This window comes from Pseudomonas sp. YuFO8 (assembly GCF_035065025.1).
In the GTDB taxonomy this organism is placed as follows: Bacteria; Pseudomonadota; Gammaproteobacteria; order Pseudomonadales; family Pseudomonadaceae; genus Aquipseudomonas; species Aquipseudomonas putida_AE.
In genome coordinates this window covers 19,450-34,772 of the sequence record NZ_JAXDEQ010000040.1, presented here as the reverse complement: position 1 = coordinate 34,772, position 15,323 = coordinate 19,450, and the positions used below count along the sequence as shown (strand labels likewise).

General features: G+C 59.1%; 16 protein-coding genes. 5 read left to right on the top strand and 11 right to left on the bottom strand.

The features are described 5' to 3' along the window. Window positions 1-101: 101 nt before the first annotated feature. A complete protein-coding gene (gene murJ / locus SOP95_RS25850; RefSeq protein ID WP_274074535.1) occupies window positions 102-1,640 on the bottom strand; it encodes a murein biosynthesis integral membrane protein MurJ in 1,539 nt (512 codons plus the stop codon). A gap of 252 nt (window positions 1,641-1,892) precedes the next feature. Between murJ and rpsT the strand changes: the two genes are divergently transcribed. Further along, on the top strand, window positions 1,893-2,171 hold the full coding sequence (rpsT, locus tag SOP95_RS25845) for a 30S ribosomal protein S20 (protein WP_020798646.1): 279 nt from the start codon (window positions 1,893-1,895) through the stop codon (window positions 2,169-2,171). 182 nt (window positions 2,172-2,353) lie between these two features. Here rpsT and SOP95_RS25840 read toward each other — a convergent pair whose 3' ends face one another. The 5 genes from SOP95_RS25840 to rplU form a co-directional block, all read right to left on the bottom strand. Continuing rightward, a complete protein-coding gene (locus SOP95_RS25840; protein WP_274074534.1) occupies window positions 2,354-2,818 on the bottom strand; it encodes a CreA family protein in 465 nt (154 codons plus the stop codon). A gap of 11 nt (window positions 2,819-2,829) precedes the next feature. Beyond that, window positions 2,830-3,948 carry a glutamate 5-kinase gene (proB, locus tag SOP95_RS25835; RefSeq protein WP_033047437.1) on the bottom strand — a complete coding sequence of 373 codons (1,119 nt, stop codon included), beginning with the start codon at window positions 3,946-3,948 and terminating at the stop codon, window positions 2,830-2,832. A gap of 127 nt (window positions 3,949-4,075) precedes the next feature. Beyond that, on the bottom strand, window positions 4,076-5,299 hold the full coding sequence (gene cgtA, locus SOP95_RS25830; RefSeq protein ID WP_274074533.1) for an Obg family GTPase CgtA: 1,224 nt from the start codon (window positions 5,297-5,299) through the stop codon (window positions 4,076-4,078). A gap of 195 nt (window positions 5,300-5,494) precedes the next feature. Next, a complete protein-coding gene (gene rpmA, locus SOP95_RS25825) occupies window positions 5,495-5,752 on the bottom strand; it encodes a 50S ribosomal protein L27 (protein WP_003281574.1) in 258 nt (85 codons plus the stop codon). A 35-nt stretch (window positions 5,753-5,787) separates the two neighbouring features. After that, window positions 5,788-6,102, bottom strand: a complete 315-nt coding sequence (rplU, locus tag SOP95_RS25820) for a 50S ribosomal protein L21 (RefSeq protein WP_003176051.1) — start codon at window positions 6,100-6,102, stop codon at window positions 5,788-5,790. A 239-nt stretch (window positions 6,103-6,341) separates the two neighbouring features. Between rplU and SOP95_RS25815 the strand changes: the two genes are divergently transcribed. The 3 genes from SOP95_RS25815 (at window position 6,342) to SOP95_RS25805 (ending at window position 8,279) form a co-directional block, all read left to right on the top strand. Then, window positions 6,342-7,310: a polyprenyl synthetase family protein gene (locus tag SOP95_RS25815; protein ID WP_323608761.1), complete on the top strand. Its 969-nt coding sequence runs from the start codon at window positions 6,342-6,344 to the stop codon at window positions 7,308-7,310. 162 nt (window positions 7,311-7,472) lie between these two features. Continuing rightward, window positions 7,473-7,814, top strand: coding sequence for a zinc ribbon domain-containing protein YjdM (locus SOP95_RS25810; RefSeq protein ID WP_020798653.1), 342 nt, complete (start codon window positions 7,473-7,475; stop codon window positions 7,812-7,814). A 207-nt stretch (window positions 7,815-8,021) separates the two neighbouring features. Beyond that, the gene (locus SOP95_RS25805) at window positions 8,022-8,279 is read left to right on the top strand and encodes a PA4570 family protein (RefSeq protein ID WP_180204545.1); all 258 of its coding nucleotides are present in this window, start codon (window positions 8,022-8,024) and stop codon (window positions 8,277-8,279) included. A 131-nt stretch (window positions 8,280-8,410) separates the two neighbouring features. On the opposite strand, the gene SOP95_RS25800 is transcribed toward SOP95_RS25805, so the two are convergent. The 3 genes from SOP95_RS25800 to SOP95_RS25790 form a co-directional block, all read right to left on the bottom strand. After that, window positions 8,411-9,028, bottom strand: coding sequence for an FKBP-type peptidyl-prolyl cis-trans isomerase (locus SOP95_RS25800; RefSeq protein WP_137804297.1), 618 nt, complete (start codon window positions 9,026-9,028; stop codon window positions 8,411-8,413). Between the two features lie 118 nt (window positions 9,029-9,146). Beyond that, window positions 9,147-9,437, bottom strand: a complete 291-nt coding sequence (locus SOP95_RS25795) for a DUF6482 family protein (RefSeq protein WP_274074532.1) — start codon at window positions 9,435-9,437, stop codon at window positions 9,147-9,149. 136 nt (window positions 9,438-9,573) lie between these two features. Further along, window positions 9,574-10,062 carry a TIGR00645 family protein gene (locus SOP95_RS25790; protein ID WP_007970904.1) on the bottom strand — a complete coding sequence of 163 codons (489 nt, stop codon included), beginning with the start codon at window positions 10,060-10,062 and terminating at the stop codon, window positions 9,574-9,576. 169 nt (window positions 10,063-10,231) lie between these two features. Here SOP95_RS25790 and SOP95_RS25785 point away from each other — a divergent pair, with 169 nt between their 5' ends. Then, window positions 10,232-12,061 (top strand): hypothetical protein, encoded by a 1,830-nt coding sequence (locus SOP95_RS25785; RefSeq protein WP_323608759.1) that lies wholly within the window; start codon window positions 10,232-10,234, stop codon window positions 12,059-12,061. A 5-nt stretch (window positions 12,062-12,066) separates the two neighbouring features. Here the strand turns inward: SOP95_RS25785 and SOP95_RS25780 are convergent, their stop codons facing one another. Continuing rightward, the gene (locus SOP95_RS25780; RefSeq protein ID WP_046815727.1) at window positions 12,067-12,408 is read right to left on the bottom strand and encodes a PA4575 family protein; all 342 of its coding nucleotides are present in this window, start codon (window positions 12,406-12,408) and stop codon (window positions 12,067-12,069) included. Window positions 12,409-12,720: 312 nt separating this feature from the next. After that, the gene (locus SOP95_RS25775) at window positions 12,721-15,159 is read right to left on the bottom strand and encodes a Lon protease family protein (protein WP_274074530.1); all 2,439 of its coding nucleotides are present in this window, start codon (window positions 15,157-15,159) and stop codon (window positions 12,721-12,723) included. Window positions 15,160-15,323 lie beyond the last annotated feature (164 nt).

Genomic DNA, 15,323 nt, shown 5'->3' with positions numbered 1-15,323 from the left:
ATTATAACCACACCCGGCGGCCGACGACAGGCAACACCGTATCCCAAAGTAATCGAGCCGACAAAAACGCCGGCTCGCCCGTGCTTATCAAGACCCTGGCCTCAGCCAAGCGTCTTGCGGTTGAAGTCGCGCAACCGAAAGCCCATCAACACTAACATGCCGAAATACGCCACCACACCGGCAATCACCAAAGCGCCCAGGCGCAGGAAACGCTCAAGCATCTGGCCATCGCCCCAAGCGGGCATGAAGTGCATGCCAGCCAGCAATACCGCGGACATCACCGTGACCGCGACCACCAGCTTGGCGCCAAACTTCGCCCAGCCCGGTTGCGGTTGGTACATCTGCTGCTTGCGCAGTTGATAGAACAGCAGCCCGGCATTGAGGCAGGCACCGGCACTGATGGCGAGCGCGAGACCCGCGTGGGCCAACGGGCCGATCAACAGCAGGTTGAACAATTGCGTGACCACCAGGGTGAAAATCGCGATTTTTACCGGCGTGCGAATGTTTTGTTGCGCATAAAAGCCCGGCGCCAGCACTTTGATCACGATAATCCCGAGCAAACCGACCGAATAGGCGATCAGTGCGCGCTGGGTCATGGCCGCGTCATGGGCATCGAATTGACCGTACTGGAACAGTGAAACCGTCAGCGGCTCGGCCAGGATTCCCAACGCCAGGGCGCAAGGCAGTACCAGCACGAAACACAGGCGCAGGCCCCAATCGAGGATTCGCGAGTATTCCTGGCGATCCTTGCTGGCGTAGGTCTTGGCCAGGGTCGGCAGCAAAATCGTGCCCAACGCCACGCCCAACACACCGGACGGCAACTCCATCAGGCGGTCGGCGTAGTACATCCAGGACACCGAGCCGGCCACCAGGAACGAGGCAAAGATGGTGTTGATGATCAGCGAAATCTGACTGACAGACACCCCGAGAATCGCCGGCAACATCTGCTTCATCACCCGCCAGACGCCGCTGTCGCGCAGACTCAGGCGTGGCAGGACCAGCATGCCGATCTTTTTCAGGTGCGGCAGCTGGTAGAGCAACTGCGCCAGGCCGCCCGCCAGTACGGCCCAGCCCAGCGCCATCACCGGGGGATCGAAGTACGGCGTCAGGAACAGCGCAAAGATGATCATGCTGACGTTAAGCAGGGTCGGCACAAAGGCCGGCACCGAAAAACGGTTCCAGGTATTGAGGATCGCGCCGGCCAATGAAGACAGGGAAATCAGCAGGATGTAAGGAAAGGTCACTCTCAGCAGACTCGTGGTCAGCTCGAACTTCTCCGGCGTATCGACGAATCCCGGCGCAGTCACCCAGATCACCCACGGGGCGGCAAGCATGCCCAACGCCGTGACGAGCGCCAGTACCAGCGTCAGCAGGCCTGAGACATAGGCAATGAAGGTTCGAGTCGCCTCATCGCCCTTCTGACTCTTGTATTCGGCAAGAATCGGTACGAATGCCTGGGAAAACGCTCCTTCGGCAAAAATCCGCCGCAACAGATTGGGCAGCTTAAAGGCGATGAAGAAGGCGTCGGTCGCCATTCCTGCACCGAATGCACGCGCAATGAGGGTGTCACGGACAAACCCCAAAACCCGGGAAAGCATCGTGATAGAGCTGACGGCGGCCAACGATTTGAGCAGATTCATTGAAAGAGTTTGTGCCTGTCGATAAACAGCAGGCGAACTACGCGCCTACTTATGCGATACTCCGCGCCGCAACAGCACAGAGCCAAAGCTCGCGAGTTTACAGGTCGCACGCTGGAAAGAAATATCCAGAGGTGTAGTACCTACCACTTAGCGGAACGTCTCAACCGCCCTTGACAAGACCTCAACTCATCGGCATGATTCGCGGCCTATTTTGTTTGCTATTTCCTAAAAAGTCTTTCGAGGAGCTCGACGGTGGCCAACTCACCTTCCGCCAAAAAACGTGCAAAACAGGCTGAGAAGCGTCGCAGCCACAACGCCAGCCTGCGTTCCATGGTTCGTACCTACATCAAGAATGTAGTTAAGGCCATCGACGCAAAAGACGCTGAAAAAGCTCAAGCTGCTTACGTTCTGGCTGTGCCAGTTATCGACCGTATGGCCGATAAAGGCATCATCCACAAGAACAAGGCTGCTCGTCATAAGAGCCGCCTGAATGGCCACGTAAAGGCCCTGAACGTTGCCGCTGCTGCCTAAGCGACTCGTTCATTAAAAAACCGACCTCAGGGTCGGTTTTTTATTGCCCGCGATTTGATGGGCGCGCAAAAAAACTGTGGGAGCGGGCTTGCTCGCGAAGGAGCAGTGTCAGTCGACATCAATATTGACTGACACTGCGCCTTCGCGAGCAAGCCCGCTCCCACATTTGGATTTGCGTCTGATTATTGAGCGCTGGCCCACGGCAAGATCGGAATCGCCGTCACCGCATTCTGCGGGCTACCCTCGATCAACCGATCGCTGTACACCAGGTACACCAGCGTATTGCGCTTCTTGTCGAGAAACCGCACCACCTGCATGGTCTTGAACACCAGGGACGTGCGCTCCTTGAACACCTCGTCACCGTCCTTGAGCTCTCCCTTGAAGCTGATGGGCCCGACCTGGCGACAGGCGATGGACGCCTCGGCGCGGTCCTCGGCCAACCCCAGCCCACCCTTCACGCCGCCGGTCTTGGCCCGCGACAGGTAGCACGTCACACCCTCTACCTTGGGATCATCAAAGGCCTCGACCACGATGCGATCGTTCGGGCCGACGAACTTGAACACCGTCGACACCTGGCCAATTTCCTCGGCCGACGCCAACAGCGGCATCGCCAGCAGCAATCCCAACAATCCTTTTGCCACGCGCATCAGGTATTCCTTCAGACCAGAATCAGGTTATCGCGATGAACCAGTTCCGGTTCCGCCATATAACCCAGGAGACCGACAATCGCCTCAGACGACTGACCGATGATTTTTTGTGCCTCCAGCGCACTGTAGTTGGCCAGCCCACGGGCAATTTCACGACCGTCGGGCGCGACGCACACCACCATTTCGCCGCGACGGAAGCTGCCCTGGACCAACTTGACTCCAACCGGCAGCAGGCTCTTGTTGCCCTGGGACAACGCCGTCACCGCACCCGCATCCAGCACCAGCGTGCCACGGGTTTGCAGATGCCCGGCCAGCCACTGCTTGCGCGCCGCCAGCATGCCGCGCTCAGGCGAGAGCAAGGTGCCGATGCGCTCGCCCGCCTTGAGGCGATCCAGCACGCGCTCCAGACGACCACCGACGATGATCGTATGGGCACCGGACCGCGCCGCCAGGCGTGCCGCCCGCAGCTTGGTCTGCATGCCGCCGCGCCCCAGCGCACCGCCGGTACCGCCCGCCACCGCGTCGAGCGCCGGATCATCGGCGCGCGCCTCGTAGATCAGTTGGGCATCAGGGTTGTTACGCGGATCGGCGTCGAACATGCCATCGCGATCCGTCAGGATCACCAGCAGGTCAGCCTCGACCAGGTTGGCCACCAGCGCCGCCAGGGTATCGTTGTCGCCGAAACGGATTTCATCGGTGACCACGGTGTCGTTCTCGTTGATCACCGGGATGACTTTGAGCTCAACCAGCGCGCGCAAGGTACTGCGCGCGTTCAGGTAGCGCTTGCGGTCGGACAGGTCATCGTGGGTCAGGAGAATCTGCGCAGTGTGCCGGCCATGCTCGGCAAAGCTCGACTCCCAGGCCTGCACCAAGCCCATCTGGCCGATTGCTGCAGCGGCCTGGAGCTCGTGCATCGCACTGGGTCGAGAGGTCCAGCCAAGACGGCTCATGCCGGCCGCCACCGCCCCGGAGGACACCAGCACCAGCTCGACACCCGCCTCATGCAAGGCCACCATCTGTTCAACCCAGACACCCATTGCCGCGCGATCCAGGCCCTTGCCGTCCGCCGTCAGCAAAGCGCTGCCGATCTTCACGACCCAACGCTGCGCACCTGTCACCTTGCTCCGCATCATCTTCAACCTTAGCTTGAGGGCAGCGCGACCTGGCACTGCCCATGACGTTATTCGTGACCAACGATCGATTTACAGATACTAAAACGCCGCTCGATTGAGCGGCGCTTAAGTTTATCGCAACGAATCAGTCACGCACGTAAATGATTTCCGGACCGTCTTCGTCATCCACATCTTCTTCGTCCCAATCATCGTCACCGATGTCGTGGACCGACTTCACGCCGCTGCGACGCAGGGCACGCTTGTCATCCAGCGCCTGCAGCTGCGCGCGAGCCTCGTCTTCGATGCGCTGATCGAGATCCGCCAGCTCTTCCTTGTAGGCCGGGTCGTTGGCCAGGCGATCGGCACGATCTTCCATGTAACGCATGATGTCGTGGCACAGACGCTCGGTACCGAGCTTGGAGATGGCCGAGATCACATAGACCGGACCCGTCCACTCCAGGCGATCAACGATTTCCTTGACGCGAGCATCGTGCTCTTCTTCAAGGATCTGGTCGCACTTGTTCAGGACCAGCCAGCGATCACGCTCCGCCAGGGACGGACTGAACTTGATCAGCTCGTTGACGATCACTTCAGCGGCATCCGGCGCGCTGGCGTCATCCAGCGGCGCCATGTCCACGAGGTGCAGCAGCAGGCGCGTACGCGCCAAGTGCTTGAGGAAGCGAATGCCCAGGCCGGCACCCTCGGAAGCACCTTCGATCAAACCCGGAATATCGGCAATGACGAAGCTCTTCCAGCGATCGACGCTGACCACACCCAGGTTCGGCACCAGCGTGGTGAACGGGTAGTCGGCAACTTTCGGCTTGGCGGCCGAGACCGAACGGATAAAGGTACTTTTACCGGCGTTCGGCAAACCCAGCAAACCTACGTCCGCCAGTACTTTCATTTCCAGTTTCAGGTCGCGCTGCTCACCCGGCTTGCCCGGCGTGGTCTGGCGCGGCGCACGGTTGGTACTGGATTTGAAACGGGTGTTGCCCAGCCCGTGCCAGCCGCCCTGCACTACCATCAATTTCTGACCGGCCTTGGTCAGGTCGCCGATGACTTCCTGAGTCGCGGAGTCGATCACCGTGGTGCCGACCGGAACGCGCAGGATCAGGTCCTCACCCTTCTTGCCGGTGCAGTCGGTGCTGCCGCCGTTGGAGCCACGCTCGGCATCGAAGTGCCGGGTGTAACGGTAGTCCACCAGGGTGTTGAGGTTTTCGTCGGCCATCATGTAGATGGAACCGCCGTCACCGCCATCACCGCCGTTCGGGCCACCGTTCTCGATAAATTTTTCCCGACGGAAACTCATGGCGCCATTGCCGCCGTCACCAGCCTTTACGCGAATCGATACTTCATCAACAAACTTCATAACAAACGCCTCTCGCCATACGGACGAGCCGAAAAACAATCAAGACATAAGACTCTTGCAAAAATGAGCGCAGCGACCCCAAACCACGATACCTACATCGTACGCCAACAGCCCATACAAACAGCTTTGCAAGAGACTCACCCCACAAACGAAAAAGCCCCGTCGCGAGACAGGGCTTTTCCAGCGATCGCGCAATTAAGCCGCGACTACGCTCACGTAACGACGACCGAAGGCGCCTTTTACTTCGAACTTGATCACGCCTTCGACTTTAGCGAAGAGAGTGTGATCTTTACCCATGCCAACGCCGTAGCCAGCGTGGAATTGGGTGCCGCGCTGACGCACGATGATGTTGCCTGCTTTGATAGCCTGGCCGCCATACATCTTCACGCCAAGGCGTTTGGCTTCTGAGTCGCGACCGTTACGGGTACTACCACCAGCTTTTTTGTGTGCCATGAGTTCAATTCTCCTAGTGAGGAATTAGGCTGTAATTAAGCCTGAATACCGGTGATTTTGATCTCGGTGTACCACTGGCGGTGGCCCATACGCTTCATGTGGTGCTTACGGCGACGGAACTTGATGATGCGGACTTTATCGTGACGACCTTGGGAGATCACTTCAGCCACAACGGTAGCGCCAGCAACAACTGGAGCGCCGATATTCACGTCGTCACCGTTGGCAACCAACAGAACGCGATCAAAGGTAACGGATTCGCCGGTAGCGATTTCCAGTTTTTCGATCTTCAGGTATTCACCTGGGGCGACTTTGTACTGCTTGCCGCCAGTAACGATTACTGCATAAGACATGGTATTTCTCCGATAATCCTGCTCACCCAGCTCTTTATAAGAAGAGGTATTGGCTGGCATGGCTGCATGGGGCTGGAGGCCCGCTTGCAATTGCGTAAGGCAGGTGCTGCCCAGGAAGTTCAGGGTGCGCGATTGTACGCAAGGCACGAGCGCCTTGCAATAGGCCGTCCATCGCGCCTTGACACCTGCAGGCGTGGGTCCTAGCATGCCGCGCAACCCTTCTGGAGCAACTGTCGCTGATGCAACCCCAAGCTTTCTACCGCGCGGTGGCGGACGATTTTAGCGCCGTCGACGGCATCATCAAGAAGCAGCTGACTTCCCGAGTGCCGCTGGTATCGAAAATCGGCGATTACATTACCTCGGCTGGCGGTAAACGCCTGCGTCCATTATTGGTGCTGCTGTGTGGCAAGGCCCTCGGCCGCGAAGGCGACGACCTGCGCCTGCTGGCCGCCACCATCGAATTCCTGCACACCGCCACCCTGCTGCATGACGACGTGGTCGACATGTCCGGCATGCGCCGTGGCCGCTCGACCGCCAATGCCATGTGGGGCAATGCGCCGAGCGTGCTGGTGGGCGACTTCCTGTATTCGCGCTCCTTCGAAATGATGGTCGAGCTGGGCTCCATGCCAGTGATGAAGATCCTTTCGCAAGCCACGCGCATCATCGCCGAAGGCGAAGTGTTGCAGCTGTCGAAGGTGCGTGACGCCAGCACCACCGAAGAAACCTACATGGAAGTCATCCGCGGCAAGACCGCGATGCTCTTCGAAGCCTCGACCCACAGTGCGGCCGCCCTGGCCGGTGCGACGCCCGAACAATGCGAAGCGCTGCGCACCTTTGGCGACCACCTGGGCGTGGCCTTCCAGCTGGTCGACGACCTGCTGGACTACAAAGGCGATGCCGAGACCCTGGGCAAGAACGTCGGTGACGACCTGGCCGAAGGCAAGCCGACCTTGCCGCTGATCTACACCATGCGCGAAGGTACCCCGGAGCAGGCTGCACTGGTGCGCAAGGCGATCCAGAAAGGCGGCATCGAAGACCTCGAAAACATCCGCGCAGCCGTGGAAGCCTCCGGCTCGCTGGAGTACACCGCGCAACTGGCCCGTGATTACGTGGCCCGTGCGATCAAATGCCTCGACACGCTGCCAGCCAGTGAGTATCGCGATGCATTGGTCGAGTTGAGCGAGTTCGCAGTAGCCCGCACACACTGACCCCTGTAGGAGCCGGCTTGCTGGCGATCGCATCACCTCGGTGCCCCTGACACACCTGGTTGTATGCATCGCCAGCAAGCCGGCTCCTACAGTCCCACCTTCCCGCTCTAAAACCCTATACAATGTGCGCTTTTTAGCGATCCTGAATCCAAAGGAGCCTTAGTGAGCACGTTGCCACCCTGCCCGAAATGCAATTCCGAATACACCTACGAAGACGGCGCCCAGCTGATCTGCCCCGAGTGCGCCCACGAATGGTCCGCCAGCGGTGAAGCGGAAGCTGTGTCCGATGACGCCGTGAAAAAGGATTCGGTCGGCAATGTCCTGCAGGACGGCGACACCATCACCGTGATCAAGGACCTCAAGGTCAAGGGCACGTCGCTGGTGGTCAAGGTCGGCACCAAGGTCAAGAACATCCGCCTGTGCGATGGCGATCACGACATCGACTGCAAGATCGACGGCATCGGTCCGATGAAGCTCAAATCCGAGTTCGTCCGAAAAGTCTGATTCAGCTGTACGCCATCCCGCGCCTTGTCGTGGGGTGGTGCTTCGCCCTACCCGCCTCGCCCAATGAATCCTCGCAATAGCCAAACGCCAGCCGTTTTGACCTTACGCAATCTTTACCCTGAAAAAAGCCCAAAGCGCCAATAGGCCCTTGCTATTTATTGAATAAGAATTATTCTCATTGAACCCAATCAACGGAGATGAGAAGACATGACTTATTTGATCGATGCCTGGCTGGACCGCCCACACCCCTACCTCAGGATCCTGCATCGGGAAACCGGGGAAGTCTGTGCCGTGCTGGAAGAAGAAGCCTTGAGCGAATTGCAGGATCAGGGCGACCTGGACGTCAACGGCTTGAGTTCCAGCGAGCCGGTGGTGCTCAAGGAAGTGGTGCGCAACCTGTTCCTGTTCTGCTATGCCCGGGCGTTGCGCCCGACCAATGAACTGCATCACAAGATCGAAATATGAAAACCGCTAAACCTGTAGGAGCTGGCTTGCCAGCGATAGCGGTGTGTCAGGCAACGTGTTTGTTGACTGAACCAACGCCTTCGCGAGCAAGCCCGCTCCCACATTAACCCGAGGTCATATCGGGCCAGGTATTACAGAACGTCCAGCAGCTCGACGTCGAATACCAGTACGCTGTGCGGCGGAATGCTGCCAACGCCTTGAGCGCCGTAAGCCAGTTCGCTCGGCACGTACAGGCGCCATTTGCTGCCGGCATTCATCAGTTGCAGTGCTTCGGTCCAGCCAGCGATCACGCCGCCAACCGGGAATTCCGCAGGCTGGCCGCGCTCGTAGGAGCTGTCGAACACGGTGCCGTCGATCAGGGTGCCGTGGTAGTGGGTACGCACGGTGTCTTCACGGGATGGCTTGGCGCCTTCACCGGCTGTCAGCACTTCGAACTGCAGGCCGGAAGCCAGGGTGGTGATGCCATCGCGCTTGGCGTTTTCAGCCAGGAAGGCCAGGCCTTCGCCAGCGGCCGCTTCAGCCTTGGCTGCAGCTTCGGCCTGCATGATTTCGCGAATCACCTTGAAGCTCGCGGACATTTCTTCCTGACCAACACGGCTTGGCTGACCGGCAAACGCGTCGGTCAGGCCTGCCAGGATCGCGTCCAGGCTAACGCCCGGCGGCGGGTTGTCGCGCAGCTGGTCGCCCAGCTGACGGCCAATGCCGTAGCTCACGCGGGTTTCGTCGGTGGACAGATTTACTTCGGACATGACACTGCTCCGCTCTGGGGCCTTCCGAAAAGGTACTAATTCCTACAGAACCTTCCGAAAAGCCCTACATAAAAGGGCGAGCAGACTAGCACAGTTGCCATGGCATTGATGAGAGGCGTCAGGCGATCGGTACCTTCAGGTTTTCCTCGATATCGGCGACCAACCCGCACATTTCGTCATGTACCACCGTGTGCACCAGGTTGAAGTGCAACTTGGGAAAGGAGCGAAGCACATCCCGGGCATGTTCCACAGAGCGCAGGCTCAGCATATGGCCGTGGGTATCGCTCAACGGATACGCCGCACCGTGCATCCGCGCCTCCAGCAGGTAGATACCCCCTTCCATCGAAATCAGGTTCAGCTCATCGACCTTCCCGGCGACGGCATAGGCATTCAGCTCTTGCAGGTTCATGAACGCACCTCACGCAGTGGCGAGTTAACACCTTTACAGGGATATGCCTCGGCGCCTCAAAGCACAAGCCGAAAACGACGCCGCCCGTCTGTTTTGCAACAGACGGGCGGCGCGTGAGGAACAGGACAGCCGTTGTTTAGTGCTTGGTCACTTTATCCAGATAACCCATGGCAAATGCCGACACCACAAAGGTCATGTGGATGATGACATACCACTGCAAATGCTCGGGGTCGACGTTCTTGGCGTCCATGAAGATGCGCAGCAGGTGGATGGACGAGATCGCCACGATCGAGGCGGCCACCTTCATTTTCAGCGACGAGGAGTCCATGGTGCCCAACCAGTTGAGCTTTTCCTTGCTGTCGTCGATGTCCAGTTGAGAAACGAAGTTCTCATAACCGGAAATCATCACCATCACCAGCAAACCGCCTACCAGCGCCATGTCGATGAGCGACAGCAGCACCAGGATCAGGTCCGATTCGGCCATCGAAAAGACGTTGGGGATGACGTGGAAGACTTCCTGGAAGAATTTCAGCGCCAGTGCCAACAGCCCCAGGGACAGACCGAAATAGATCGGCGCCAACAGCCAGCGCGAGGCATACATTGCATTTTCGATAAAGCGTTCCATTGAATCTCACAGTAGGTCTGAAAATGGACGCGAGTATAACAGCCACCTGTCCATACCCAGAAGCCGCCAGAAACCATTGGGAAATCCGCAACCTGCGCGTGTGTGTCAATTTTTTCTGCTAGTGTCCAACCCATTGACAGCAAAATGACATCGGACAGGAAGACTGGAAATGGATGGGCGATTGCCTTTTACGAGTGCCGGAATTTGCCTGGCTCTGCTGCTCAGCGCCTGCTCGCCCAGCGACGAGAAGCGCCAGGTCAGCCTCGAGGAAAAAACGGCTCAGTTCGAAAAGTCCCTGGACGCCATCGAGGACCCGAAACTCAAGGATGAGATATCTGAGCTGGGTGGCTCGCTGTTGTTGCTCGAGCGCGCACAACTCAAGCTCGACAGCAAACCCGTGGAAACCGAATACGGCGAAGACGCCCTCGCCGTGCTCAAGCACTACCCGACGCCCCAGGCCCTGGTCGACACCTACATCAACGGCCTGTTCGTCCTGCACAAGGACTCCAGCTCCGACTACCTGACTGACCTGCAGCCAGTGTTCCCCTTCAACTTCAGCATCCCGGCGGCATTCCTGTTTCCCCATGGCCTGCAATGGCAGTCGGTCACCCTGAGCAACAAACGGGTCATCGCCTTCCAGCCGGAATGGTCGGAAACCGACCCCGGCATTCAACTGAGCCCATCGAGCTCCAACCTGACCAACCCTGACGACCTGACCGTGACCTATCCGTTCATTGAAGGCCTGGACGTCGATATCAAAAACCAGCCACAACCGGTGAGCCTGCAAGGCAAAGTGGAGGTCATTGCACCCCGCCGGCTCTACAGCTTCGACCTGACGAAAAAGGACGTCGGCCAGACCCGCACCAACGACAACCTGAGCGTCACCCTGCTGAGCCTTACGGATAACCACGCCGAAATCGAGTTCAGCAACAGCGCGCCGCTCGCCCCCGAGATCGCTGAAACACCATTGAACCCGTTGATCGTCCAGGCCAGGGATACCACAGGGCAGTTTCTGTCGCGCTCAGGATCCATCAATGAAACTGCTGCGCAAATCGCCTTCTACCAGAAGCAACTGGCGAAGATGGAACAACAGAAGCTCTGGAGCGAGTCACTGGAAAACCAGCTCAATGAAGAACAGCGAGCCTTCGAGAAACAACAGAAACGCCACTACTCCAAGGTGTATTTCAATGGCCCCATCGAAACCCTTGAGGTCAGCCTGCTGGATTTCTCCAGCGTGACCGTGACCCGCAAGGACTTGAACCTGCCGGTACGCCGCTTCGATCCCCATACCACGGCGAAAACCGTCCAGCCGCTGAACTTGCCGGTGGTGGTCTATGACGACAACGCCGCGACCTGGCTCAAGGGCGCGACCTTGACAGAGGAACAGTTGAAAAAAGGCGTCAGGATCAATCAATCGGTCGAGGACCCCAGCGCTGCACGCGTGGAGTTCACTCACCTGCGCAGCTTCAATGATGAACTGCTCGGCACCTCGTTCAACCCTGGCGAAAGCCCGGTCAGTTTCTTCACCGAAGACAGCAGCGGCAACCGCGATGAGCCAATCGAATTGCCACCCGAGGCCTATGAGGTCGACCCCCTGCGCGGCACCATCACCTACGACCTGAACCTGTTCCCACAAACGCCGGCCTTTGTGGTCGGTTCCATCCCGCTGTTCCTGGCCACCGTCGACAAGCAGGCCTACGATGCCCGTCAATTGCCCAAGGGCCTTGAACTCAAGGGCAATGCACTGGTGGTGGATGCGAAATTGTTTCCCGAACAGGACTGGCGGTTTTTTGCCAAGGATGACAGCGGTAACTACTTGAAGGAAATTCTTGCAGTCAGCCATGACGCGAGCACAGAAGGCCCTGCGTTATTTGCCGTGCATTACTTCTACGGGCAACCCACGCGCCTGGAAACCTATCAACGAACTGACCTCGCCACCGTGCAATACGGTTTCGAGGTCAAGCTCGACAAGGCTGACATGTCCAGCCAGCCCCAATAGCGCTGTCAGTGCTCGGGCCGGAACTCGAAGCCACCCACGTTACGACAACGGCCACCGTTGATTTCCCGCAACTGGGCTTGCAGATGCAGGCACCAGATCTGCGGGTCATCGGCCAGTTCATAGCCGTGCAGGGTCAGGCTTTCAACGATGGTATCGAGGATGGACTCGGCTACAAAAGGGCCATGGAACGGGCCTTGGGCCTTGATGGCTGAAGGTTGTTCGCCAGCCATTCCGGCGGCGAAGAGCAAGGTCCACATGCCCGTATCGCCAGCCAGCGGCTTGATGGCGCATTCGATACGGGTCACAAGACCCAGGCATTGACGGGTGAGACAGAGGTTGCGCGACATGGCGGCGACCCTCGGTAGATCCGGTATTCAGCCTCCACGGGAAGGCTGTCTCGATCCAGTGATACTGTCGATATCCTTGAGCAGAGAATAGAGGAAAAGTCTGACTAGCACGTCAAGTAAGACCAGAAGGCGCCGAATGGTCATAGTGTGAATATTGGCGCCAGAGTGATGGCACTTTTTCAGGTTTCACCCGATTGAACTGTAGGAGCAAGTTTGCTCGCGATGGCGGAGTGACAGTCAACATCGTTGTTGTCTGAAAGATCGCTATCGCGAGCAAGCTTGCTCCTACAGGTGGATCGGGGAGTCTCAGGGTCAGGCCGGCTTGGCCTCCACCAGCGCCTCGACCGCCATTTCCTTTTCAGCCTCTTTCAGATCTTCCTCGCTGATCATCTCCGCGATCACCCGCAAGCGCTCCACCACCCGTGCGTTGACGCTACCTTCAGGGAACTCGCCATTCTCATCGGGCTCGCCCGCCGGCTCGCCCACCAGCAGGCTCAGCGCCTCGTCAGCCTGGCGCACGGCGTAGACGTGGAACTGACCGGCGCGCACCGCCGCCAGCACTTTCTCATCGAGCATCAAGGTGGCGACGTTGGCGTGGGGAATGATCGCGCCCTGCTCGCCCGTCAGCCCGCGGGCTTCGCAGAGACGGAAGAAGCCTTCGATCTTCTCGTTGACGCCGCCCACGGCCTGCACTTCACCGAACTGGTTGATCGAGCCGGTAATCGCAAAGCACTGCTTGAGCGGGGTTTTCGACAAGGCCGAGATCAGGGTGCACGCCTCGCCCAGGGACGCACTGTCACCGTCGACGTAACCGTAGGACTGCTCCAGCGCGATGCTCGCGGAGATCGCCAGCGGAAACTCCTGGGCGTAACGGCTGCCCAGGTAACCGGTGAGGATCATCACCCCTTTGGAGTGAATCGGTTGACCGAGGTTGACCTCACGCTCGATGTCGACGATGCCGCTGCCACCCGGGTACACCGTGGCGGAAATCCGCGCCGGTACACCGAAGGCCGAGTCACCGACTTCCAGCACTGTCAGGCCGTTGCACTTGCCGACCGCCGCGCCCGCGGTGTCGATCAGGATGATCCCCGCCAGCATGTCATCTAGAATCCGCGCCGACACACGTCCCGTGCGAGTAGCCTTGGCCTTGAGCGCGCGCTCGATGTGCCCGGCGTCGGTCATCTCATCGCCGGCCAGGTGACGTATGAAGTCCGCCTCGCTGACCAGCTGGAACAGATCGCCGATGCGCGCCGACAAGCGTCCCTGATGCTCGGCCAGGCGTGCGCTGTAGGTTGCCAGGCGCGCCACCGCATCGGCGGTCAACGGCGCCATGCCTTCCTCGGAAGTTCGGGTCTTGAGCAACTGGGCGAACTGCTCCAGGCTCTCGTCGACCATCGGAATGTCTTCATCGAAATCCACCAGGACGCGAAACATTTCCTGGAAGTCCGGATCGAGGTCTTGCAGCGTGTAGTAGAGCTGGCGGGCGCCGATGATGACGACCTTGACCTGCAATGGAATGTGCTGCGGCGTCAGGGTGACGGTGGCGAAACGGCCCATCTCGCCCAGTGGCGATTCCATTTTCAGTTTGCGCGATTGCAGGGCGCGCTTCAGCGCATCCCACACGAACGGTTCGCTGAGCATCTTATCCGCTTCCAGGATCAGGAAGCCGCCGTTGGCCCGGTGCAACGCACCCGGTCGCAGTTGCCGATAGGTGGTGTAGAGCGCGCCCTGGTCGGTGCTGTACTCGATGCGGCCGAACAGGTTTTCGTAGGTCGGATGCGGCTCGAACACCACGGGCGCGCCACCACTGGCCGAATGCCCGACCACCAGGCTCGGCGCGTATTGCTCCTCCAGCAGCTTGCGGGCGACCGCATCGGTCTTGCTGTCGTCGACCAGTTGCTCGACCACGGTCTTGAGCAGATACACCTGCATCGCTTGCAGGTAACCGCACACCGCGGCGTTCTCGGCGTATTTCTCCGACAACGGCGACAGCAATGGCTGCAGGGCCAGGGTAATGGTCTCTTCGTTGAGATGGCGCAGTTGATTGCTCGACTCGCGCTTCCATTGCGGCAGGCTGGCGAGCTCCTCGTTCAGGCGCTCTTCGAGGTTGGAAATATCCTCATGGAAGCGTTCGCGCTCGGCTTCCGGCAATTGGGCGAACTCCGCCTCGTCCAGCGCCTTGCCTTCGAGCATCGGGGTGAAGGCGATGTTGCTGCTGTCGCGGTACAGCGCGACCTCTTTTTCCAGCGCCAGCCGCTCGATCACGTCCAGCGCCTTGTCGTAGCGCTGGTTGAAGGCGCGGTCGATGGCGCTTTTTTTCTGCTGGTAGGACGGGTGCTCGAACACCGCCGGAAAGGTCGCCAGCAGGTTGTCGATCAAGCCGTTGATATCACCGATGAAGGCACCGGCGGTGCCCGACGGCAACTCCAGGGCGCGCGGTTCGCGCGGTTCATCGAAATTATTGACGTAGACCCAGTCCGCCGGGGTCTGCAGGCGCTTGCCTTCGGCCTTCAGGTAGCGTTTGACGAACGAGAAGCGACCGGTGCCAGGCTCGCCCATGACGAATACGTTGTAACCGGGGCGTGGCATGGCCACACCGAACTGCAAGGCTTCGACCGCGCGTTCCTGGCCAAGCACACCGCGAAAGGGCTCCAGATCATTGGTGGTAGAGAAGCTGAACTGTTCAGCGGAAAACGGACGGGTCAGCGCTTCGGGCGCTAGACGCAAGCTGGCAGCAACAGGATCAGGCATCGGGCTTCCTTAACAATCAGGCGGGGCAGATAGCGGCATTCTGGCGCTGCCCATACCTCACTTGCAAGGCGCGCCTCATGGCAAAGCATAGACAAGCCACCAGCCCCAGGCGGGCCGGGGGCAAATCCGCGATTGCAGTGAAGTTTTAGCAAAAAATCACGGAA